14 protein-coding genes are annotated in these 23154 nt (G+C 43.3%); 3 read left to right on the forward strand and 11 right to left on the reverse strand.

Annotation, left to right across the window (positions count from 1 at the left end; all coding sequences use genetic code 11):
* The first annotated feature begins 2 nt into the window (after positions 1 to 2).
* Positions 3 to 4088, forward strand: coding sequence for a hypothetical protein (locus F0232_RS22875; RefSeq protein WP_171750988.1), 4086 nt, complete (start codon positions 3 to 5; stop codon positions 4086 to 4088).
* Positions 4089 to 5544: 1456 nt separating this feature from the next.
* A complete protein-coding gene (locus F0232_RS22880) occupies positions 5545 to 5904 on the forward strand; it encodes a hypothetical protein (protein ID WP_171750989.1) in 360 nt (119 codons plus the stop codon).
* A gap of 20 nt (positions 5905 to 5924) precedes the next feature.
* Here the strand turns inward: F0232_RS22880 and traI are convergent, their stop codons facing one another.
* Both traI and traD read right to left on the reverse strand, forming a co-directional pair.
* A complete protein-coding gene (gene traI, locus F0232_RS22885; RefSeq protein ID WP_171750990.1) occupies positions 5925 to 11708 on the reverse strand; it encodes a conjugative transfer relaxase/helicase TraI in 5784 nt (1927 codons plus the stop codon).
* 185 nt (positions 11709 to 11893) lie between these two features.
* Positions 11894 to 13933 carry a type IV conjugative transfer system coupling protein TraD gene (gene traD, locus F0232_RS22890; protein WP_171750991.1) on the reverse strand — a complete coding sequence of 680 codons (2040 nt, stop codon included), beginning with the start codon at positions 13931 to 13933 and terminating at the stop codon, positions 11894 to 11896.
* A gap of 354 nt (positions 13934 to 14287) precedes the next feature.
* Here traD and F0232_RS22895 point away from each other — a divergent pair, with 354 nt between their 5' ends.
* Positions 14288 to 14656, forward strand: coding sequence for a phage protein (locus F0232_RS22895; RefSeq protein ID WP_171750992.1), 369 nt, complete (start codon positions 14288 to 14290; stop codon positions 14654 to 14656).
* 206 nt (positions 14657 to 14862) lie between these two features.
* Here the strand turns inward: F0232_RS22895 and F0232_RS22900 are convergent, their stop codons facing one another.
* From F0232_RS22900 to F0232_RS22940, 9 genes are all read right to left on the reverse strand, one after another.
* Complete coding sequence (locus F0232_RS22900; protein ID WP_171750993.1) at positions 14863 to 15639, reverse strand: hypothetical protein; 777 nt, start codon at positions 15637 to 15639, stop codon at positions 14863 to 14865.
* 68 nt (positions 15640 to 15707) lie between these two features.
* Positions 15708 to 15974, reverse strand: coding sequence for a hypothetical protein (locus tag F0232_RS22905; RefSeq protein WP_171750994.1), 267 nt, complete (start codon positions 15972 to 15974; stop codon positions 15708 to 15710).
* Positions 15975 to 15977: 3 nt separating this feature from the next.
* A complete protein-coding gene (locus F0232_RS22910) occupies positions 15978 to 16148 on the reverse strand; it encodes a YodC family protein (RefSeq protein WP_171750995.1) in 171 nt (56 codons plus the stop codon).
* Between the two features lie 383 nt (positions 16149 to 16531).
* A complete protein-coding gene (locus F0232_RS22915; RefSeq protein WP_171750996.1) occupies positions 16532 to 17146 on the reverse strand; it encodes a hypothetical protein in 615 nt (204 codons plus the stop codon).
* Entirely contained in the window at positions 17139 to 17489 is a 351-nt protein-coding gene (locus F0232_RS22920; RefSeq protein ID WP_171750997.1) for an STAS-like domain-containing protein, read from the reverse strand. The genes F0232_RS22915 and F0232_RS22920 overlap by 8 nt, the downstream gene beginning before the upstream one ends.
* Before the next feature lie 8 nt (positions 17490 to 17497).
* A complete protein-coding gene (locus F0232_RS22925) occupies positions 17498 to 18385 on the reverse strand; it encodes a hypothetical protein (RefSeq protein ID WP_171750998.1) in 888 nt (295 codons plus the stop codon).
* A gap of 182 nt (positions 18386 to 18567) precedes the next feature.
* Positions 18568 to 19008, reverse strand: a complete 441-nt coding sequence (locus F0232_RS22930) for a hypothetical protein (RefSeq protein WP_171750999.1) — start codon at positions 19006 to 19008, stop codon at positions 18568 to 18570.
* Positions 19009 to 19093: 85 nt separating this feature from the next.
* Positions 19094 to 21802: a conjugal transfer protein TraG N-terminal domain-containing protein gene (locus F0232_RS22935; protein WP_171751000.1), complete on the reverse strand. Its 2709-nt coding sequence runs from the start codon at positions 21800 to 21802 to the stop codon at positions 19094 to 19096.
* Between the two features lie 12 nt (positions 21803 to 21814).
* Positions 21815 to 23146, reverse strand: a complete 1332-nt coding sequence (locus F0232_RS22940; protein WP_253821981.1) for a conjugal transfer protein TraH — start codon at positions 23144 to 23146, stop codon at positions 21815 to 21817.
* Positions 23147 to 23154 lie beyond the last annotated feature (8 nt).

Genomic DNA, 23154 nt, shown 5'->3' on the forward strand with positions numbered 1-23154 from the left:
TAGTGCTTGATTGGGCTAAGTTTGAACATGTAGCTGGAGAGCATCCTAACGCGCATGCATTTAGTTTTGAAAGCTTATGTAGAGGAATTGTCGTTCGACAATTTCGAAATCATGGGCCAATTAAAGAGTTAAAAAATCAACCAGGTGTGGAGTTCCATCTTGAGCTCGATTGTGATGACCCAAGATTGGGAACAAAAGGGTTAAAGGTTGGATGGCAATGCAAATGGTTCCAATATAAAAGTGACGGTGGCTTAACTACTGGGGCAAAGAGCCAGATTGAACACTCGCTGAAAACAACGAAAAAGCACTTACCAGATTTAAATGTATGGATTCTTTGGACACATAAAACCTTAGCGAAGGCTGACCAAACTTGGTTCTATGATTTACAAACAAAATATGGCTTTACATTACATCTTTGGAATGAAAACGATTTAGAGTCTTATCTCTCAGGCCCAGCAACAGAGTTAAGGGCTAATTATTTTGGAGAGCTGGCTCTAACACCAGATATGTTAAATGAACAGCATACGAATTCAGTGGCACCGATTAGAAGTCGTTGGATTCATGAAGTTCATCAATCTACAGACGTAGAGCGAGATATAAGAAGAGTGCTCGGTGAGCCTAGCGCATGGTCTGATATATATGCTGCGAAAGTTAAACTAGACGCTTATTTATCAACTATTTCTGAGTTAGCTAGGCATGAGGATTATGTAGATTTTTCGTCTGATTTAGAAGAGTTCATAGCCTTTTGTAAACAGGTTATATCTAGCTGTAAGGTCTTTGAGTCTACAGTGTCAGGCAGAGAAATAGGTAGAATTGCGAACTTTGCTCAATCTTCAGAGCAGACAAAAAACATAAGTCAGTTACTAAGGTTAACAAGAAGGCAGAACCTACCGCTTTCTCTTTATTTGACCAATGCTAATGCAGTTATCAAAGACATCAAGAAGCTGTTGTCAGAAGCTGTAGAACTGTTCGCTCATCAACTAATAGCTGTTATTGGTAAAGCTGGCAGAGGTAAAACACAATTAGCTGCTGAAGTTACAAGCCAAAATGATGACAGGCTAACTGGAGTACTTCTTCACGGAAAAAAACTTCGTAAGGGGGGAACGCTTGATTCTCTGGTTCAAAATATGTCCTTTGCCTCTAACGAAGTTAGATCGTTTGAATTGTTGCTTTCGGCTATAGATTCGGCGGGAGAAAGAAATCGTTGTCGAGTTCCAATAGTTGTTGATGGATTAAATGAGGCTGAAGACCCAAGAGAATGGAAGAACTTATTGGCAAGCATAGAGACCGTACTACCTCGATATCCAAATGTAGTACTCGTCTGTACATTGCGAGATGGATATCAGTCTCGAAAACATGTAGGTGCTGTCAGAGTTAATAGTTCATCAAGAGAAGGGTTTGCGCAGCAAGCGCTCCCCAATGATTGCTTTGAGTTACTGTTAAAAGGGTTTAATGACGAAGTAACTGTCCAAGCTATAGGTGCATACTTTAGATATTATAAGATTAGTGCTAATCCAATAGCGGCTCCGCAAAGTTTCTTCAGCCACCCTTTAAACTTAAAAATTTTTTGTGAAGTTACGAATCGATCAAGGAAGACTAGAGTGGTGGTTCAAAGTTTTCCGTCATCCATATACTCATTGTTTAGAGAGCAAGTCACACATATCGGAAAGACTATCTCTGAAATGACTAACCTGTCTATCAGGTATACAATTACTGACGTAGAAAACGCAGTCTACTACTTAGGCGAAGCTCTGTGGGAGGCAAACGGTAGAGGTGTTTTAGAAAGAGACTTTTTGCAGAAGTATAATCCACAGTCGACAGATTGGGACAGTAATATTGTCAACTTGCTATCTCAAGAAGGTTTGATATTCAGAGATCTGGTTCGTCGTGGAGAATATCGCTTAAGCCCAGCGTATGACCGCCTAGGTGGATACATTATAGCTTTCTATTTAATGGAGCACTATTGTCTAAATCGAGACGTATCGCTATTCAGTTCACAAGAGTTTTTAGAGAAAATTTTCGAAGATGTGACTCTGCAACATGAGTTGTCAGAGGACATCCTACATGCACTTGTCGCTATTGCACCGCAGTATAAACTGCCACACATTTGGCAAATAGTTCCTTCAACTTACAAGAATGAAGTTTTAAGTTTGTCGCATTTGATGGAACCTAATTACATTTGTGATGAAACAGTATGCGAGTTGAAAAGCTTAATACTAAATGAAGGGTTGAAACGAAAATACATTGAATCTTTAGGAGACGTACGATTCGCAATATCTCACCCTCTAAACGCAAAGTTTCTAAGTGATGTATTGTTAGACATGTCGATGGTGGACAGAGATCTTTCATGGGGAGAGTACTTTCGAAGAAACCATGATGAATTGATAAAAGGCATTCGATTTATAGTAGAGCGTTGGAAAAATAGAGAGTTTTCAGACCCCGAAATAGAAAAACTAAGGCTAATTACAACGATTTGGTTCCTTAACTCAGTCGTAACTGAGCTAAGAGATATTTCAACTGAGGCTTTAGTCTACTATGGAGTGCACAACACTAAGAGTTTCCTAGAAATTGTCAAACCTATTCTAGCGACTGATGATGAATATATATTAGAGCGGATAATCGCAGCATGTTACTCAGTAGTCAGTATGTCTTTGGATAAATCTGAAAACTTAGATGAGATAGAGGCGTTCGGCAAACACATAGTAGCTGTTTTTTTCAGTCATGATTCGAAGCACGCTACAACCAACACATTGGTTAGAGAATATGCCTCATGTTTAGTGAAGCGTGCGAGTTTGGAATCTCAAATTAATATTGGTGAATCAGAAGTTAAAGCAGCTACTGAACCTTTTGAACAAATGCCCCGAAGTCAATGGAATGAAGAAACCACTGATGGTATGAGCGGGCATTTATCTCCTCTTAAAATGGATTTTGAGAACTATACTATTGGTCGTTTGGTTAAAGATCGTAGTAATTACGACTATGAACATGAAGCTTACGCGAAAATTCGTAATCAGATACTATGGAAAGTATATGACTTGGGGTGGAGCGAGGACAAATTTGGTAACTTAGACAATCAAATTTCTTCAAACGGTTATCACAGCAGACACGAAACTTCAAAAGTAGAGCGCTATGGGAAAAAGTACTCTTGGATAGCGTACTACCAAATGGCAGGAAAACTACTTGATTCGGAACAGTTGGAGTTCAGGGGGGGAAGGTTTATAGATGGAATTGACCCTTTCTTTCCTAGTAAAAGCTTAAAAGCCTACCCTCTTAGTGAAAAAATGTACTTGGGTGATGAAGGATTAACTACAGAAGAATGGATTAACTATTCGGAAGATCCGACTCTGGGTCATCTCAGCGATTGTGCAAGTTTTGAAAATGAAAACTGGATTTTGGTTGATGCCTTGATAGTCGAGGAATCTAAGGAATCAAATCGTCATTTCTATGCTTCTGTAAACTCCTTTTTAGTTTTCGAAGAGTCGTTGAAAGACTTTGATTTTGATAGCGAGGAATCTAGCAAATTGGAGTTTCCTGAAATCGCCAAATTATCTGACGTTTATTTGGGGGAGCTTTATAGCTCGTGGAGTAAAAGCCTTGAACACCAAGTTATCAAGGAAGAAGATGGTGAAGAAGAAATAGAAGTTGAATCAAACGTGTTCTTTGATGGAAGTGCTTTTGTAAGAACATCTGGAACACATACAATGACAGTTCCTAAATATAAGGAGCATTCGCTTAAAGATTTTATCATCGAATATAGTTCGGAACATTCAAGTGGTAGTTTTTCTATGCCAATGCTAGCTTCTAGTTTTGTTAAAGAGCATGCGCTTAAGTTTGACTGTGAGCGGCTTTGTTACTTCAAAGACGGACAACAAATCTCAAAGTATATAGTTGAAGATCTAGAAGAATACTCTAATTCTCGGAAAAGATTCTACTTGGAGAAAGAATTCTTAACTGCTGCACTGAAACCTAGTGGCTTAAGAATAATAACTCGGATCAAGGGTGAAAGAAGAGTTTCTGACGTCGGGTATAATGGGGATTTTGCGTACAAAGATTTTGAAAGAATAGACTTTCTGCAAACTAATTATTGATTGGAAAGGGAATGCGTAACGCATTCCCTTTGCTATTTTTAGTGGATGATAAAAAATGGGCACTAAGATCGAGGTTTTGCCGTACCTCAGGTAATCCGTGAAATGCTAATTTAGCAAGGTCACTGACACATTTCTGTCCAACTCTGAGTCAGTATGTCGTCGCGACTCATGGCGAGTGCCAATGATGTATTTTGTAACTGGAAGCAGTTAGCTTTGTCAACAAAAGCTGATAACAAAGAGAGCCAAAGCTGACTAAATTGATTAACCAATAACTTTCAATGTTTTTGGTTATAGTATGTGTAATATAAATCCCAATAATACTTGAGTTATTTTAAATGAAACAAGAAGTACATAGGTTTGAGCTATCAATAAATAGCACTATCTCTGAAGTCTATGGTCACTTTACTAAGGCAAATAGTGACCAAAGCCTCGATAGAATGTTTGAAGGTCTTCAAAAAAAACTCAGGAAAATTACCTGCTCAGTGAGAGAGAGGGAGTGTACTCTCATTAATGTGTACATTGCATACGGCAGAAGACAAGAGGACTTTGATGGTAAAGGGAAGACTTGTAAATCTTTTCCTACAAGGAGAATCGAAAGTATAATGAACACCCACTCTAACCTTTCGCCAGAAGACCTGCTAGGTGAGGCTTTACGATCTTTAGAGCATTGATCTGGAACTTTAACGCTTTCTAAATTAGCGCATGATAGCTAAGAATATGAGCAGAAAAATTAAGAGTAATTAAACACCAGTAGGTCAAAATAATGATAGATGTAGTTTACTCTCAAGAAAATGAATCTACGAAAGAGGTCAATGTGACCTCTTTTTTGTATTGATTATAAATATGATTAACTCGCTTATTGTCCAGAGGCGTTCTAGCGCTAATTTCAGTTAACTGTAATCTCGTCATTTTTAGTCTGTATTTTGGGGGTTAAAGTGCCCCTGTATAAGAGTAACTTGGCGTTAATGTAAAAACAGTGTGGTCAAATCTACACCCCAACCCCTTCCAATAGGGGCGTTTTTCATCGATAATTTAGCCTCTTAGCGAAAACAAAGACTAATTGGAAAGCGTTCCCAAGATGCCCCTGTATTTTCAATTCTTCACCACACACCACGGCGCATTGAAATCAATGCAAATGGTTGTCTGTTAAAAACATAAAGACAATAAAAACAAGAAATTAAAGATATAATAGTCGTTTAAAGTAACGTGGAAAAATTTTCAAAAATTACACTAATTAGCCGCTTAAATTTCAATGGATAAATATATATTTTCAATGAATATTGATTGATCCCTTATATATAAAGCGATGAGAGCGTTTTATATGTCATTTTAATTGGAAATCATTGAATGTTGATTGAGCCCTTTATTGACAAGGCTTAATGGGTGTTTTATAAAATTAATTGATTGGAATTTCATTGGAATAACAATGCTTTTAATTGGGATTGAGGAGGGCAATATGACACGTTCTTATCCATTACAAAGCTCATTACGTGGAAAGTTAGCGCAAGATTTTAAGGCGTTTAGGGATAAGGAAGCGTTAAGTGATGCCGAGGCCACGCGGCAACTTTTGATGTTGGCACTGCGCATTAAACTCAATGACAGTGAGGATGATAGTCCATCGAATCGTGAGTTGATGGAAGAGATTTATCGTGTCGTTCGTGGTTCATCTGCGATCACTGATGTGGTTCATGGACAAACCTTTGATGGTGAAAAATTATTCCGAGAACAAAAAGAATCCAAACCCTTTAGGCAACAGGTGAAATCTGATATCGATAATAAAGTCGATGAGTTTCTGGCAGGCAAAAAAAAAGGGTAGTCCATTGGACACCCCTTTTTCTACCGCTCTAACTCTCTATCTAGTTTATTATATTGGTCATTGTTGTTGTCACGCTCCTGATTAAAATCAAACGTTTTTTGAGGGGAGGGTTCTTTGCTGTCGAAGTGTTCAAGCTCTTTATCTTTGATTGCTTTTGTGTGTTGATTAATATCAGTGTCCGGCTTGTTGGTTAATGAATCATGGTCTTGAGTGGGTGTGTCGAATTCCTCTTTTTGTTGATGCGTTTGTTGATGGTATTGTTCAATACCCTGTTTGATTTCCTCAAGCATATTGTCAGGTGAAACAAACTGAATATTTCTCCCTGAAAAATTGGCCATGATTTTTTCAATGTTGTTGGGATTTAAATCCGTATTGCCTTGACTCAGTACAATCACAATGTTCTGTCTGAGTTCATCGGTGGAGATATTCTGAATGTCATTCTTATGATTGACATTGATAATGTCGTATTGGCCTTGATGCGCTTGATTAATCATAAAAGCATTCTCGATTGAGGTACTGATGATGGTGGTGTGCAAATCACTGCCTTGATGGAATTGCGTTATTTGTTTGGATTTCGTGCCTAATATCCGTGGATTGATATCGAGTGCCAGATCTTTATTTCCTTGCCCGTCTAAATAAGTCACTTCAATGGCTTTTGTTTCTCCTTTTTTATCGTGAATGTTAGTTATCATCGCCGGGTGGAATGTCTTATCCTCTGAGGAATACACCGCTTGATGAAAATGAACATGGTCATTCTTAGGGTGTTCAATCCCTAATTTATTGAGGTAAGTTTCGGCTAATGTGCCTGTGAGTGGCTGACTGGTTTGTATATATTCTTTCGCTCTCTCTTCAAATTGTGCCATGTGTTTTGGCGTCGTAGTCAGTAATTGGTCATGTTTGGGGTTGGCGGTGAGTTGGTATTTATCAGGCTCATTGAGCATGTTATGGGCTTCTTGCATTGCCTCCTTATAGTTTATTTTCTTATGAATCATCATTAAATTGATGAGTGAGCCTTTTTCACCGGTGGTATAGTCTTTAAAATACCCTCGATATTCCCCCGTTAACGATACCTTTATTGCTGATTTTCCAATACCAAAGGTGAGGTAATCACGGTCTGATTTAGATGGGTTCGGTTGCCCCAAGAGGTTGATGGCTAAGCTTTCGGCGTATTTAGGGAGCGCTTGGTTGATGTGGTCTTTAAATTGGTTGTAGTTAAAATCTCCGTTTCTATTGTGATAACGCACGTCTTCATGAGGCAGGGCTTTGTCATTAAAGTAAGGGGTACTGTGTGGTGCAATGTTCTCGATGGTTTCAATGGCACTGTGTTTATTGACCTCTTTCGATAACCAGCTCTTCATCATCTGTTTTGGGCTGTCAGTAAAGAGTTTCACATGACTACTCGCCCGGCTTAAATCGATGTAAGCGCGTCTTAAGTTCGTCAGTGCGCCTTTGCCCTTTAGGGTGGTAATGACGTTCTGATACGTCGCGCCTTGCGCCATATCTGCGGTTCTGGTGTAAGCGTAATCCCAGTGGCCGTCTTTCAGTTGGTTTGGATTAAGGCTTAACGTTTGCCCCTCTTTCGACAGCGCGGTGATTTCTTCCTTGGTGGCACGGCTGATGGCGTATTCCACATTGGCTTTAATGCCTCGCGCTTTGTCGGTAAAGCGGGTCATGATTTTGTCACCGGTTGAAAGTGGCTTTTCTGATTGAACGAAGAGTGACGTGTATTTGTGGTCTTTGTTGCGTGGTAAAAATGGCTTTGTCTTACCTGTATTTACGTCTTGAAGGGTCACCACACCGTGCTCCGAATCAACGTGGGTAATGAGGTCGTACTCTCCTGGCTTGGTGCTTAAAATGAGCCCTTTCTGATAAGGCATCATGGTGGTTAACTCTTCTTTGCTATCACCTGTAGAGCGTAATCGGGTGGTGATGATGTTTTCTTGGCCTATCTCCTGTGTTTTCATCAGTCCGGCACGAATGTGCTCAGAGATGTGGTCACGCTCATTATTCGTATAAGCAATGATCAGCGTGTTTTCTCGTGTCTCGGGCGTACGGGCAAGGTAGTCCTGCGCGACAGCGTAAGGCAGCTTTTCGGTGGCGATGAGTTGCGCTTTGCTTTGGTCTTTCGCATTCTCATCGAGGGTGGAGACGATATGTTGCGTGCTACCGAGTGTATCAGGGCCTTGCTGAGAGAGTTTATCGAGGGCGCTGTCTGGCTGCTTATCTACAATGTTGTGTACGGCGCCAAGCAGTATTTCATCGTTCTGACGAAGGATGTCGGTCATGTAAGTCGTATCGATACGGCCCTGACTTATGCTCAATTCAAACGGTTTACCAGCATTAAGAGAAAGCAGCTGCTCTTTATCCCCAAGCAAGGTGGCTTTGGAGCCGCTTTGCAATACAAGGTCGGTGAGCTCTTTGGCTTGTTGGTTGCTGACCATAGAGCTTTCATCGAGGAAGAAGAGGGTGTTTTTGTACTCCTCTGGTAAGGTGATGCCACGTCTTAGGTCGGTCAGTAAGCTTTCTAGCGTTTGCGCTTGTAGTCCTTTGCTTTCCAGTTCGCTGACGGCGGCGTGCGTTGGCGCCAGACCAATCACTTGCGAAGGTGGCTGGTTACTGGCTTGGATGGCGTGTTGAATCAATTCAAGGTTGGATTCGAGCAGGGTGGATTTACCGGTGCCCGCCAAACCTTGCACGGCTACAAAACTGTCTTTGGTCGTTGAGATAAGGGTGATGCCGTCCTTTTGTCCTTGGGTAAGGCGAGGCTGTGCATCGAGATAATGTCTGACTTGTTGGTGGGTGGCAAACGGCTTGTGTTGATTTTTCCCTTGATCAATGTTTTGTAAAATGTGTTTTTCGGTATCGAGTGCCGCTTGGGTGGTCCAGCGTGTACCATCGCTGTATTCGGCAGAGAGGACGTCACTGCGTTTGGCGAGCTCTGTTTCAATTTGCTCTTTGATTATCGGTTGATTGGCCTCTTCAAAAGCGTAACGGATGGCTTCGACGACTAACTCTTTTTGTGTAAACGCCGCTTCTGTTTCAGAAAGATGACCCAGGGCAAAGTTCAACGCTTTCTCTTGCAGTGGTGAATTGTGCTCTTTGTTTAAGAGAGTGAGGGCTTGCTCGATGTCGCTTTTGACTGTGGCGGCGGTGGTTTCAGAGAGGTAGTGGTCGTTGACGTTTTGAGTCTGCATGACTCGCTCGATGGCAGAAAGCTTCACTTCGCTTTTCTCAAGCGCGGCCTGGGCTTTATCGGGGTTGTCGGTAAACACATCGATGCGCGCGCTTTTCTCGGTCAGCTCGTGAAAGAGTGCTTTCGAGAGCGTAAAGGCTTTGCCTGAAAGGAGGGTGTGCGCCCTTGGTTCGATATGACTGGCGGTATGGACATAGTCGTATTGTAGTGGTGCGTCTTTCAGGGCTTCAACGGGGATGGTGTTCGATTCGCCCTGCGTGTCCGTTAACGTTAGGGTTTCTTTAGAAATATCCGTGACTACGTAACGCTCATTGGCGTTCAACTCAGATGGAAAGTGCTTACCGGTGGTCATGAGGCGTTCACCTTGGTTAACTTGCAGCGAGTCAGGTTTAAAGATCTGCATGTTGAGGGCTTTGAATCCGGCGGAAGCGGGATCGAGGGTGTATTCTTGTCCATCGGTTTTGCTCAGGACATGGAGTCGATTGTTTGCCTTATCCGAGGTTGAAACCACTAACTCTTGAGGTTGTCCGTCTTCCCAATGGCGAAGGGTCATACCTGGCTTGTAATGTTGCGCTAACTCCTGTTGGGGCTTAGACAAATAATGAGGCTGCTGAGTGAACAAGGTGATACCGCTGCGGGCAAGTTGACCCTCGTTCTGCAGAGAGGTACGGATCGCGTCCGTCAATCGTCGTTGTTCAAGGTGAGAAGTCGCCAGCACTTGTGTGTCTTCTTTGTTTGGTAAGTGGGTATACGCTCTAGCGAGGGTGCGTGTATCGCTGTTGTGCAAGGTAACCTTACTGTCTATCTGTTTGCTGTCTACCCAAGAGTGCGAGACGACGTTGCCTCTGCGATAAAGCTCGATGGCGTTATAAGATTTAAAACCTTGGCGACTGGACGTGTTGTTCAGCAAGATGACTTTGCTACCCGATCCCTTAGCTTTTGCGTTTAAAGCCATCAACTCATTGGCGCTCATTTTGTGGGCGCTGTCGACAAGAAGGATGTCTTTGTTGGTCATAGGGACGTCTGAGTGCAACAAACTATGGACAGAGTGGCGCTGCTCTTCTTGAAAACGGTGTTTTACCCAGGTGGCGACCGTATGACTTTCACGTTGGATGGTTTGGCTATGACGGTGTTTGTCTTTGGCGTTTTGTGACACTAAGTGGACACGTTTGCTGACATGGTTGCCGACGTTCAAGAGGTTTTGCGCGATTTGTTCACTGTTGCCAAACACATTAACCACATGAAACTGCTTGGTGGACTGGTAAATGTCCGCCACCTTTTGGCGGTTGCCTTGAGTGAGGTTTAATTTATCTAACGTAGCGTCATTGACTGGCGTGCGCATATGGCGCGTCCGCCCTTGAGTGGCCTCCAGGAGGGCTTGTTCGGTTTTCAGCATGGCTTGAGTGGTGTATTGACCTTTCTCTGAAAGAGGGATAAGTGCCCCATCTTTAACCCATTGGTCAGCGACCACTTTAAGGTCAATCGCATTGGCTTGTACGCCGCCTTTGGTAAACTCGGCCGCGGCTAACTCTATGACCTTTTCCAGTTTTAATGCCGTGTTGTATCCCCCTAAGTGTTCAATGGCGCGACCCAACGCGTCTTTAGCGATTTCTTCAGGGTTATGTTCTTGTGGAGTGATCCCCAGGGCGTTTTTAACCAGTTCTTCGGGCTTATGTCCTGCGTTGCGCACCGTTTGTTGCCAATGAGCATTGAGCGTTGCCTCACTTTCGTAGGTTTTGGACTTGCGCGTATCGAGGTTGGCCACGTCTTTTGCCGCGCGGGATTCAAAGCCTAAATCTAAGGTTTGTTGTTCTATTTGTTGTGAGCGAGTGGAGAAGGTGTCGATTAATACTTGAGGAACGCCTTCAACATCAAATTGACCATTGCCGAGGGCTCGCGTTGTATAGCCTAACTCTATAACTTCTTTAGCCAATTGGCTCTGGTATAAAATACCGTAGTATTTTTGGAAGTTGTAAATGCGCTCGCCTGTCCCATTGATGACGCCGCCTTTTTGTTTGAGAGAAGAGGCGAGTGTACGCAGTTGCCCTTCTTTGTCGCGGGTCATGTTTGCCGTCAAGGCATGGGAATGGAGTTGTGGATCGTTTTCACGACTGGTTTTATGGCGCACGACCGCAAAGGCCATGTTTTCGGTATTGTTAAACTCACGCCCCCCTTCTTTGTTAATCGATACGGCTTGTGCTGCGTCTGTCTCTAATTGAGATAGAGCAAATTTGACCGCGTCATTATGTGCATCAATAAGGCGAGTATCCCCGCCAACGAGTGCGAGCGTGCTTAATCTTTTTGGTGCTGAAAAAGTCAGGTCAAAACCACATTTATGGTCGCCCCGTTTACCCTTGATGGTTTCATTGCCTAGGTGTCCAGATAAAACGGACTCTAACGTTTTTTGGTCAACCGGTTTACCGATTAGGCCTGCTTCTTCGGCTAACTGACCGTGCCAAAAAGTGTTGTCATCGGTACTGCTTTCTTTGAGGTAGTAGTTGTCGTTACTGTCTTTTTCGAGTGACGTATTAAGGGTATTTGGTGTGTTTTCTTCGTTTAAGTAATACTTGGCGGCGCCAGAGGCGGATTTAAGAGGGCTGATGGACATCATAAGGTATTCTCCTTTTGTTGGGGCGCAGCAAAGCCGCCACGTCAGCGAAATGCCGGTGATTTGGATTTGGTACGAATGGGTTAGTGGACGGCGTTGATGTGAATGAAAGGGTGGTAAGGGTTCTGACAGGAGAGGGCAAGATTGTATGTTTCTCTAAGTGGTCATGGACGTTTCATATTGTTTGGTTAATCGTACATCTCGCCCGTTTCTACTTGTGTCATGGACGCCTCTTCGATTTCTCGCTGAAGTTCACTTCGTGTGTCTTCTGCGAGCTGTTGGTTTTGGGTTGCGTTGGTGGTCGGTTTTTTCTTTTTCGAGGCTTTGGCAAGGGTTTGTTTTTGGCGGGCTCTGGTTTGCTGCTGCTCTTCTTCGTTTTCGTACGTACTTTGCTGAATGGCAAGTAATCGGTTTCTTTGGGTTTCATCGAGTTCATGCAAAGCAATTAATTCATGAAAAATTAAGGCTTGATCGATACTCTCCATTGCTTTCCCTCCGAGTATGCTGCGTTTGATGAAGGAGGGTTGGAGATTGCTGATGCGATCGTATTTCAGTTGCAGTTTCGTGATGAGCATGGAGTTAGGCGTGCGCAAGTAACACTCTAAATCCTCCAAACCTTGGATTTCCGCTGGAGATACCACCGGACGCGTTTTGTTTTGATGGCCGAGTGAGACACCGTCGCGCAGTGCGTTCGCACCGTAAGAGATATTTTCTCGTGAGATATCGATTTCTTGATCACCAAGGTCCTCCGAGGAAATGGCGGCCATCGCTTTTGAAGGGGCGCGGAAGAAAAAGCGCGTGTTGAGCAAATCAAAAATGACTCTGGCCGCATTGCGCCCATAAGTGGTTTCTAATTGAGCGTAAGATTGCAACCCCAGTAAATAACACCCCCCAAATTTACGCACTTCAGAAATAATGTGTGTGAGTTCAGGCAGTTTATGTAACGTAGGCATTTCATCGATGATCACCCAAATTCGGCGGTCGTCATCGGGCTCCATTCCTAGAATGGCGTTGGAGGCAATCGCCAGCCACATCGAGATCAGTGGTCTGAGGGCGGTGTGTTGTCTTGCATTACTGGATAGGAACAGAAACCCTTGTTGTGATTCGTCTTGTACCCAATCTGTGATCGAAAATGGCGCCCGTTTACGGTGGCCTTGTGCGTCTTTTTCATCCAAACCATGTAAGTAACGTAAGGACTTAATGTAAGTCGCTAGGACTGATTTGATGGAAATAGCCGTCTTCTCGATACTTTTCGAGACCAGTGAGCTGGCTTCGGTGTCTTTTAAGTGTTCACCGAGAGTCGAAAGCTCGGACGTTAAGATAATGTGCAGCAAATTTTCAATCGTACATTCGTGTTTGTCATCGATCATCATTTGATAGGTGGTTGCCGCGAAAATGGTTCGTGCGGAGTCTACCCAAAATGGGTCGCCTTCACCGTGTTGCGGAATAAGTGCGGCCGCGAGGGATTCAAAGTCTGGCGCCTCTTTGGCATCACTCCAAATATCCCACGCTGCGCAACGTTCATCGAAGGGATTTAAAATCACGTCTTTGTGCGGCTCATAGAACTTACTGACAAAATCGCAGCCTTTATCGTAAATAATGGCCTTGTCTCCGCGTGCTCGTATCCAACGTAAGAGCTTGCGAATCGCAACGGACTTACCTGCCCCCGTAGTGCCGCCAATCATCAGGTGTTTGACTTCAAATCCATCAACAAAAAGCTTGTGACCATCGAGCGCAAAAGGGGAGAGTTTTTTCTTCTTTTTTAGCTCTATGGTGACGGCTTTAGGCTCAGCCAATTGAAAGCCTCGAATGTGATTATCTTCGCTCTGCTTCTGCCCTTTTCTCTTAAACCAGTGGTTAATCATCATAAATAGCACGGTGGAAGCGGCCACATAGACCAATAGGCCAACAAACAGGGCTTGCAGCAATTCTTGGTAGCACTGTGCCAAGATGGGGTTTTGCAGTTGTTGTCCAAGGGTGCTGCTGTAGCGTTGCTCTTCCCATTCGACCACCACGTTGTGCTCTAAGCTAAAACCTAACTTGTTGAAAAGCTGAAATAGACTGTAGTAGTAGGCACCCGTGAATGTGTTAGTCGAGGTGATGAAGTAGGTGGTGAGGATTCCCAGTAAGGCCGCGAAGATATTGAGGTACTTGATTGTGGTCACGTTCACTTGCCACCACATACGAATGTTGTGAAAAGTGATTTGACCACCACGAGTCGTAGACATAGAAAAACTCCTTGTGAAGGAAAATAAAAAAGCGCCCACACTGAGTGAGGCGCTTTTGTTCGGTAGAATGAAATCAGGAATAAGGTGACAGGTTACAAAGGAGGTGTATTACGAGTGCCAAGGCTAAGGGACGACAGAATCGTTTGGTGCTCGCATTAAGATTGACCAGTTTCAAAACGTTTTTGGACAAAAATCATTTTCAGAAAATCGAGCATTAGCAATTCATGAATAACTTTTTATAAGGCAAATTAGCCAATTAGTGCGTCTTCGTACAGTGCGCACTTTGTCTGCTCATTTTCAATGATGCATATCTTATCGGTGCAGTGCAACCTCTTGTATTTAGAGGTTTTATCTGTGAAGTATCGCGAAATGAGTAAGAATTACATTTTTCGAGAATTAGAATGCCAAATGACTAAGGAAGAGGTCGCTGAACTCTGTTTTAAATCTGTGAGAACTGTCACAGGTTGGGATGAGGGAAATCCAATACCGCCTGAGTGCAAAAGGCTGATGCGAATGGTCAAAGGGCGGGAACTAAGTATCAGTGAAGACTGGGAGCAGTTCAAAATGTTATACGACAGTATGGAACTGCCGACAGGCCAAGTAGTGAGGCCACAACAAATATTGGCAGGGATTGCACTCCTTGGAATTCAATCAGAGCTAGAGATTAAGACCTCAACACACTTACTTGGCCTTGCGAGAGCAATAGCGAATATCAAGAAATAGTGTTAGGAAAGTATGGTTTCTATAGCTCGAGTTCAGACTTTAATAGATGAAATTAACTGGATGTGATTTTTGTTGGTAGAGTAGCTGAGACTGGAACGTTGAAATTCCTTGTTTAAGTAGCCAGTCCTCCTTTTTGGTCATATCAAGGAGAAATAAGCCGAATCTTTATCGAGAGGGTTCGGCTTAACCTATTGGGTGATATGGAATTAAAGTTTAAAGTCTTGGAAGTCTTCCAACTCATTCAAATCTATTCTTGCGCGATTCGAATCCATTTTACGCTGTGAACGTAATTGTTGTCTTAGCCCTGCGAATTGGTTAGAAGTTGGCCCTGGTTCTGATAGTTTGACCTTAGAACTTTTCAGAGTTTCATTTTGACTTTCAATGTATTGGACTTTTTGCTTAACCAATTCCATACCGTCAATGACTGTATCCAGCTTCAAGGACAATAGCTTTGATTCCTTTTCCTCAGCTGTAATATCGGCTTTCGGAAGTTCAGCAGGTCTCGCTAAGTCTAACAAACGAACCAATGAATTTATTTCAGACTTATTGTTTCTATTCTTATATGTTTGGACGAGAGTTTGAGACAGGTTCTCAATCGCTAGCTTAACATTTCTATGCCTCATGTCAGTGTGGTATTGACAGTATCTCAAACCATTAATGTCGAACGGAGCTATTGTTTTTTCGTCTTTCAATAGGACTGTTGGCATATCGAATGCCTGCCTCATACCTAACTCATAAAATACATTTGGGTTTTTCGCGCTCATATCACATATAGCAATAGGTGAATCAATAACCTTCTGTAGGATATCTAATTGTATAAGGTTAGTACCCTTAGTTTCATCAGCCCTTACAGGCACCATATCTGCGGCTTCGATCGCTGGACAAATAATATCTTCATATACCAATTGGAAATGTTCTTCGTCATAATCTTGCTGCGAAGATATGGGCATAATAACAAAACAATTAATCTTCTCTTTTGCCATTTTTAAACCTTAAAACTATAGAATAGAAAAGGGCTCTATTGAGCCCAAACATTAAGAAGAACAAATCGCTAGCCTCTTGCTGTCCTAGATTCTTCATCTTCCCTAACTCGAAATCGCCAATACTTTCCAGAAGATACCCATACAACTGTTTTTTCGTTAAGTTTTTTAAACTCATTTAAAACAGACCTAGATAGAACTTGGTTGCCATCGGAGTTTTCTCTTAGATGCTCTTCAAAGTTGCTTTTTACCAGCATGTCTACAACATCATCTTGATATATGCAGGTATCTTCATCGAGTTTTGATTGCATCCAAAGAGCAACTTGAATAGCCTGCATTTTTTAACTGTCCTTTTTAACCAACTCGAGAGAATCAGCAGGAAAAAAGCCTTGTTCAAGCTTCTTACCTGCAAACCACTGACACTTGTAACCGTTTACTTGACTGAAAATATTTACAGCCATGTCTGGCCCACCTGATTTTAGTCTAACAATGTCACCAACTTTAAAGCTCATAGCAAACCTCTCTACAATATGTAAGTTTAAATTATATACCTATCATACATGTGGTCATCTGCGCGGATATCAAGTAAGTGACTAAAATTAAATGATTTTTGATATAAGCAACAATAGTGAGAGGGCTAGTTGATTCGGTGGGACAACAATTATTTCTATCATGATGAGTTAAAAGCATGAAGAGCATGTAATAGTCTGACTTTCATCTAACGCGAAGAAATGTGTTTAGTTGGGTAAGTAATGTTTTGTTGTGGGTTTGCAACCTTTCGCTTAGGCCCTGAAAAGAAAGAAGCCGGACTCATGAGTTCGGCTTCTTTTTATGACTGAAAGTAGTGTGTGCGGGTGTGATGCGACGTTTTTAAGAGAAATTTGTCATTTGAGATTTAAGGGAGAAAATAAAAAAACAAAGCAAAATAAACTATGGTTATGAATATCCAAAATACCACATTACTGGCCATAGCTGACAACTTTGGAACTCTAATCTTCAGTCGATCTAATGCAGGGCTATGTACTGGCGTATGAAGATGCATAAAGGCATAACTGTTATCTAAAATTAACTGGTTACAAAGAGCATTTGAGTCAGTAACTTTTTGTTCCAAAAATAAATTCAAAGCTTTAGCGGAATTCTTGTCGTCCTTTGAGGGGAGCATTGTCAGGAGGTTTTTTACTCTCCTTAGCTCATTTTCAGGAAGAACCTCTAGGCCGTAGTGCTTGAGAAGTTTGCGGTATCTTTTCAGTTGAGAATGTATTGTTAATGAACGTTTAATGAAAGCTCGTCGTTGTTCCTCTGTCTTATCATTATACTCAGACCAAAACTCAACTGAGGATTCGAATGTTTTGTCAATTAGTTGATTTAGCTCATTTAAGCTCGATTTCGATTCATTCCTTGAAGTTATGTATTTTGTACTGTTTAAGATTACGAACCAACCAACGAATAAAAACAAAAATGAGAACGTTGCGGAAACTAACACACCGTAGTCTTTTAACATCTCAACCATGCATTAAAATTCTCTTGTGTATATCGTTTTTTGCTTCGGTTAAATAGTATTCGATTTCATCCAACCAATCTTGATGATCAGATATAAACGTTATTCTCTGCTTAACTTCATCATAAGTCATATTTTCTTTACGAATCAGGTTTGCGAAAGCCTCTACGACAAATGAAGAACCATACTCGTCTTCAACACCATCAAGCTTTATGATCAGGTTATGACCTTTTTTCAAAATAGGCATGATGTAATCTGTGCGGTATTCCTCACCGTTACCATCACCATCATCAATGTAACGACCATAAGGCTCTGTCGTATATTCAGATACGGTTAAAACTTTAACATCAGTCATAAAACCTCCTAATAATAAAGTGTCCATTCTATCATTGTACCATGTAATTGGTTTGCCAGTTGTCCGCTGGTAACCATATGCTTATCTTCTCCTGTAACTTCAAAGGTATAACTTCCACTATTACTGATGACATATAAGATATCATTACCTTTCAACTTGTTAAAGATTAATGGTTTCATCATATCAAAAGAACCTTTACCGCGTCCTTCCTCTCTAGTTCCTGAGACCTTTCTTGTCATAGCATGTGCAATACACGAGCTATCGGATACGTATTTAAAATCAGGAAATCCTTTCTTTATGCTAGAAACGATACCTTGCCCCATATCCTGAATTATAGTTGATAGATAGCGACCATTCTCATCTTCATTTATGTAGAAGTAACAGAACCATGTGACGACCTGGTTTTGTACCTGTGAAGGATAAGCGTGATGATGCACATTTAAGAGAGTTTCTCTCATAGCCAAGTTTAGCTTTTGAGGAAATGGTGAGACTCCGCATCTCTTTTTTATCTCTTGCATTAACTTGGGAACGTCTTTGTTGGTTCCGCAAAGGAAGTCGGAGTTTTGCCACATCTTCTTTACTTTTTTTACGCCACCTGACTTCAATGCTGTGTGCATACCTGTTTTATCGAACATATCCCGTAGCTTTTTATCTTGAGGTAGCTTTAGTTTGAAAAAATTGTTGTCGATGTTCAGTTGGTAATACATAAATATCGCAAAAAGGTGATTTGCAGCTGCTGCTGACATATATGTTAAAGAAGAGAAGTCAACAGTAATTTGCTTAGTTTCAGGAACACAATAGCTTTTCAAGACTGAAAAGAAGTTGAGTGTAATATTTTGATGTTCTTGATCATATAGACACAAGGATGTTGGAGCCTGAAGTTCATATGAGTTCAATGTGGGGTACCGGTTTTTAATAGTAGCTTGATATTAATAGATAAAAATGGAAATAACATCGAATTTTTTTGGAATTGGGAACTGTTGATAGAACGTCGAATTTACCCCCGTGATACAACACGGGGATTAACGACGAACAGCATTAGAAGAATGGATAACTTTTGGTAGGGTAAACCAACAGCCTAAAACTGCTTTTGTACAGGGCAAGGGTATTGCTCTTTGAGAGCGGCAACAAGGTAGCTTCCGATAGAGCCCGCAAGCCTATTATATTTTTTTACACGAGGATCATGCTCAATTTGGTTATTGATAAGATCCATTAGCTCTTTTGTTTTCCAGTTATATAAAGTGTCGCGATTGGCTGCATCTTTCATGGGCAAGCAATAATCAATGCGCTGATCGCGAGCATCTAATCGAGTGGTATAAAAATCTACCGTATCTGCAGCAGCACGAACGGTGGCTAATAAGTATTGATACTCTTGATTATTCGTCTTTTTATAATACTCCAAGTAATACGTCATAGAGGCTGGATTGTTTTTACTGCCTGAAAGTTCATCAAAACCTTGTGCCGTAGCTCCTGAAAAAGAGCACCATGTGAATAAGCCTAATACGATCCATTTCATCATCATTCTCTCCATTTAATACTGTGTATAATACTAGGTTGTTTTGATACCTTACTTGGGTTGCTCAATAATTAACCATTATTTATAGTTAAGTTCGGGTTTTGTCCTCCTCATTCTCTGTTGGCTGCAAGGTGGAAGGTGGCTCCACACGGTTACTGGTGCCCTCAAATTGTTCACGTGTCTCCTCCACGATTTGTGAGTGGTTGTCTGGGTTGTAATAACGCTCAGTGCCGCCGCGCTGTTCATGCTGCTCAATCACCGTTTGGCTGGTGTTGCCTAGAGCTTTACCTTTGTATTGTTCGCCCACCATCGTTTGCCACTCGGCTTGGGTCGGCTCAGGATTAAAGGTTTGTTCGTGCTCTTCTTGAGCGGGTACGCTGGCGAGCACAAAATCTTTAAACGTGTCGGTTGTTTTAAATGCTTCCCATTCATTTGCTCGATCTTGGCGTGATTTATCATTACTACCGGTAAGAATCTGCTTTGCTCGTCCTTCTTCAGATTTATATTGCTCCTCCACAAACGCTTGGAATGGTATTTCCAGTTTCTCAATCAGGCTCGCCACTTGACGATGCTCTTGGCTGTTGACTTGACTGAGTGTATCGACCTCTTGTTGAGCTTGTGTCGTGGACGTTATCAAACCTTGTGTCTCACCAAAGTTAGCCGTAAAGCCAGTGGCGTAAGTGCCCATCTCCGTATTACGTTCATCGGCCGTGAGGCGGTTGCTTGCCTCAATGGTTTGGTTGGCACCAGAGCGGTAGGATTCGATGGCGGCTTGTATTTGGCTTTGTTGTTCGTTGCTCATGCTGCTGAGCGTTTCGCGGTCTTCCTGGGTCCATTTTTGTCCCGTGGACGCGTTCACACTCCCATTCAACCCTACGGCGTCACCGAGTGCGCCGCTTGACAGTCCAGCGTTCACGTCATAGCCACCGTACGCAGAGTGTAAGAAGGCATTGGCTTTCTCATGGCTCCATCCGGTTGCTGCGATGACTTGTTCTGTCGCTTGACTCACTTGCTCTAAGCCTTTTGAAGCTGCGGCAGTTGCACCGTGCCCATGAGTTAAACCGTAACCTTGGATTGACGAATAACTCTCTTTCCAATCGGCCATCAGTTGAGTGCCACTTTGTGTGCTTTGCGACAAGGCCGCTTGTTGTGTCGAGAGGTTGGATTGAGCATTGGTGTGCAAGTCTTGCACCGCTTCACTGTATTGACTGGTTGATGCGACGTTCCATTGGAAATTCGATGCGGTAGGGCTGGTGTCATACACGGTGGTATCCCCGTATTGCGTTGAAAGCATACCTTTAGTGTCTTGGGTGGTGGTACCGTGCTGTTTCAACAGGGTCGACGTATCAAACTTATTGCCATTGACGTTGTTAAACGTGTGGGTCTGCATTTGCGTATTACCGTGGCTGATGTCACCGCTTGAGGCCGCGGCTGACGTGCGGGCATTGGTTTGGTTTATCATCCCCGCCAGTTGGTAGTTTAAACTGCTCATCATGGCCGCCGCCCCCTTGGTTAACGCCAACGCAATCGCGGGGGTGGACATCATCAAGTAACCAGTGATGGCGGCGTAACGCGTGTTGACGTAATCAATGCCGCTCATGTTCGAGAGGGTAATGCCGCGTAACCCTTGTGTCGCGCCCTGGGTCGCCCCTTCTAAGAACCACATCATGATCGTGTTGAGGATGGTGAATATCATTGGCCAAGTCGCCAGATAGAAAAAACTGCCCACATAGTTTTTAAGGACAGGCAACGTCATATGTGGCAGTAAGGCAATGATGGCAATGATCGCCCCAAAGCAGACAAACAAAATCACCCCTATCGAGTGCATCATCGGAATGAACTCTTTGGCTTGCAGTCCAATGTTGGCCCACATGGTTGTCGTTTGCATTTGGTTGGCGGTGTAGGCGTAGTTGGCCGCGATACCTCGGTGCGTGTTTTCGATGTTCCAGCGCGTCATGTTGATGACCATGTTCTGTTTTAAAATATCGACCGCGCTGTTGCTGACCCCAATTAAATCTTGGTGGCTATTCTCGATGGCGTTTCTTAAAAACGTTGATTGGATGTTGCTCTCTCTTCCCAAAATATAGGCGCCCAGTTTATTGAAGGTTCGATTGGCTTCTTCGTCAAATTGTTGAGTGATTTCAGGAAACGCGTCGCGGCAGGTTCTGTATTCACCCTGGTGGTTATAGAGTCCACGAATGGGGGACATCGATTTTGTGGCGAGAAAACCCAGTAAATCCGGTGCTTGCAGGATGTTTTGCATGGAGTACTTTTTGTTAATTCGAATGTCTCCGACGATGCAGTTGTGATAAAAGTCTTTCCAATAGCGTTGCAGATCAACGGTTTCGGCGTTGGCGCTGCGAAGCAACGTGTATAAATTCGAACCAAACACCATGCCCGAGGAGCTGTAGCTTTCATCCTCTGTACTGCTAAAGACGATTTCAATGCCTTCGGTTAAGCCTTGCATGAACGTGGTGGCCGCCCAACCGGGTATCGCGACGATGTAAGGCACGTTATTCACGTAATAAATGCGCATGGGATCTTGCGCGTCATTGATATGGACGGTGGCTTTCATGCTGATAAGAAAAGTAGGGATAGCCAAGTAAATGAACATAAAACGCATCACATGTTTCGCGTCTCGATAGATAAAAAACAGAGTGGCACTGATGATAAAAGCCAGTTGTAAGGCGATTTCGATTAACGAGCCAAAGGTGTTGGTGGTAAAAAAAGTGGCGACAGCGTTCAAGGCTCGTTGTAATTGAGGGCCTGCGCCATAGAGATAAAAGTCTAAGGTCATGGGGGATCTCCTTTAATGGCCAAAGGTGAGGTTCGATAGGGTAGCGTCACTGGCCGCTTGGCCAAGGAGCTTTCGTTTGCGTTTTAGGCGCTCAGTGAGGGCTAAGTACGCGTTCAATTTTGTTTTGTGACGGTCTCGAAGGGTTTGTAAGTAGTCCCTTGCCCTGTTGATGCCTTCGAGAGTGCGATTGACGTCGGTTGGGTTCACCGACGCGAGGTTGGTCATGGATTGATTGACGATCATCAGCATGTTATTGAGATAGGCATGCAAGAGATCGGCGGCAATATTTTGAGCGTATAGATGGCTTTCCGGTTGCAGGTTGAGATGCGCATCATCAATGAGCATCGCCAAGATAGGAATGTCACTGAGTTCAACAAAACTCTTCTCGGATTCGGTGATAGGTTGGTCAGATTGTAAGTGGGCGTAGAGCGTATCAACGGTGTGGCGCACCTTGGCGTTAAAGGCTTGGCTTTCACTTAGGCTTATGGCGCTGAGGCTCATCGAGAGGCAGGTCTCGGTGTTTTCGCATCGATACACCTCCAAATTCCCTCCGGTCAAAAGGGCGTTAATGGCGGTGTCGTTACCCACTAGCATGGCCGGAATGTAGCTTGGCGTCCCCTGCGCGTCGTAAATGACGGTACCAGTGAGGCTTACGATAAACTCGGCGACCTCTTGGTTGTCTTGAAGGTAAGCGCTTTTCATGAGCGCATCCCACACCACATTTAGGCTCACTTTCACGGCGTGCGCGGTGGCATCGTCGGTGTTGCCAGCCAGTGTGCTCTGGTTGGTACGGGCGTTGCGACATTCGTGTTGTGCTTCTAACCAATCAGCGAAAGCGTTGCTTTGCGTGCCTAGGGTGGCGCAGGCATGACGCTTGGCTTCCCCATCGGTAAAGGCCGCTAAACCCGAGACCGCCGATTGCGCTACTTGGCAAGAGTTCATCGAGGTGGTGAGGAATTGGTCAGCAATAGCCTGCAGTTTGTCCCGATTTTCTTTGATGCTCGGCGCCCAAGTTTGCAGCGCTAAGTCCACCGCGAAGGGCACGGCGTTGGCAATGACGGCTTTACCAAAAGACACCAGTTGATCCGAATTAATGTGAGAAAAACCGCCCATAAAAGCATCAATGCCTCCGCATCCTGCGCTGACAGAAGGCAAGGTGATGGCGGCCAATTGAATGTTTTTGATGTTGGTGCGAGCAAACAAGCTGCCCGCATTATAGTAAGTGGCGGATTGGCCTTGATAGGCACTTGGGTTCGTGATGTTGCGGCTAAAACTGCTGTCATCCCAAAAGCTGTCCATGGCGTCGCCCAGGCCGCCCGCATGAAGTGAACCGGCAATACTCATTAAGAGAG

Origin of the sequence: Vibrio sp. T3Y01 (genome assembly GCF_013114525.1) — a bacterium.
Lineage (GTDB): Bacteria > Pseudomonadota > Gammaproteobacteria > Enterobacterales > Vibrionaceae > Vibrio > Vibrio chagasii_B.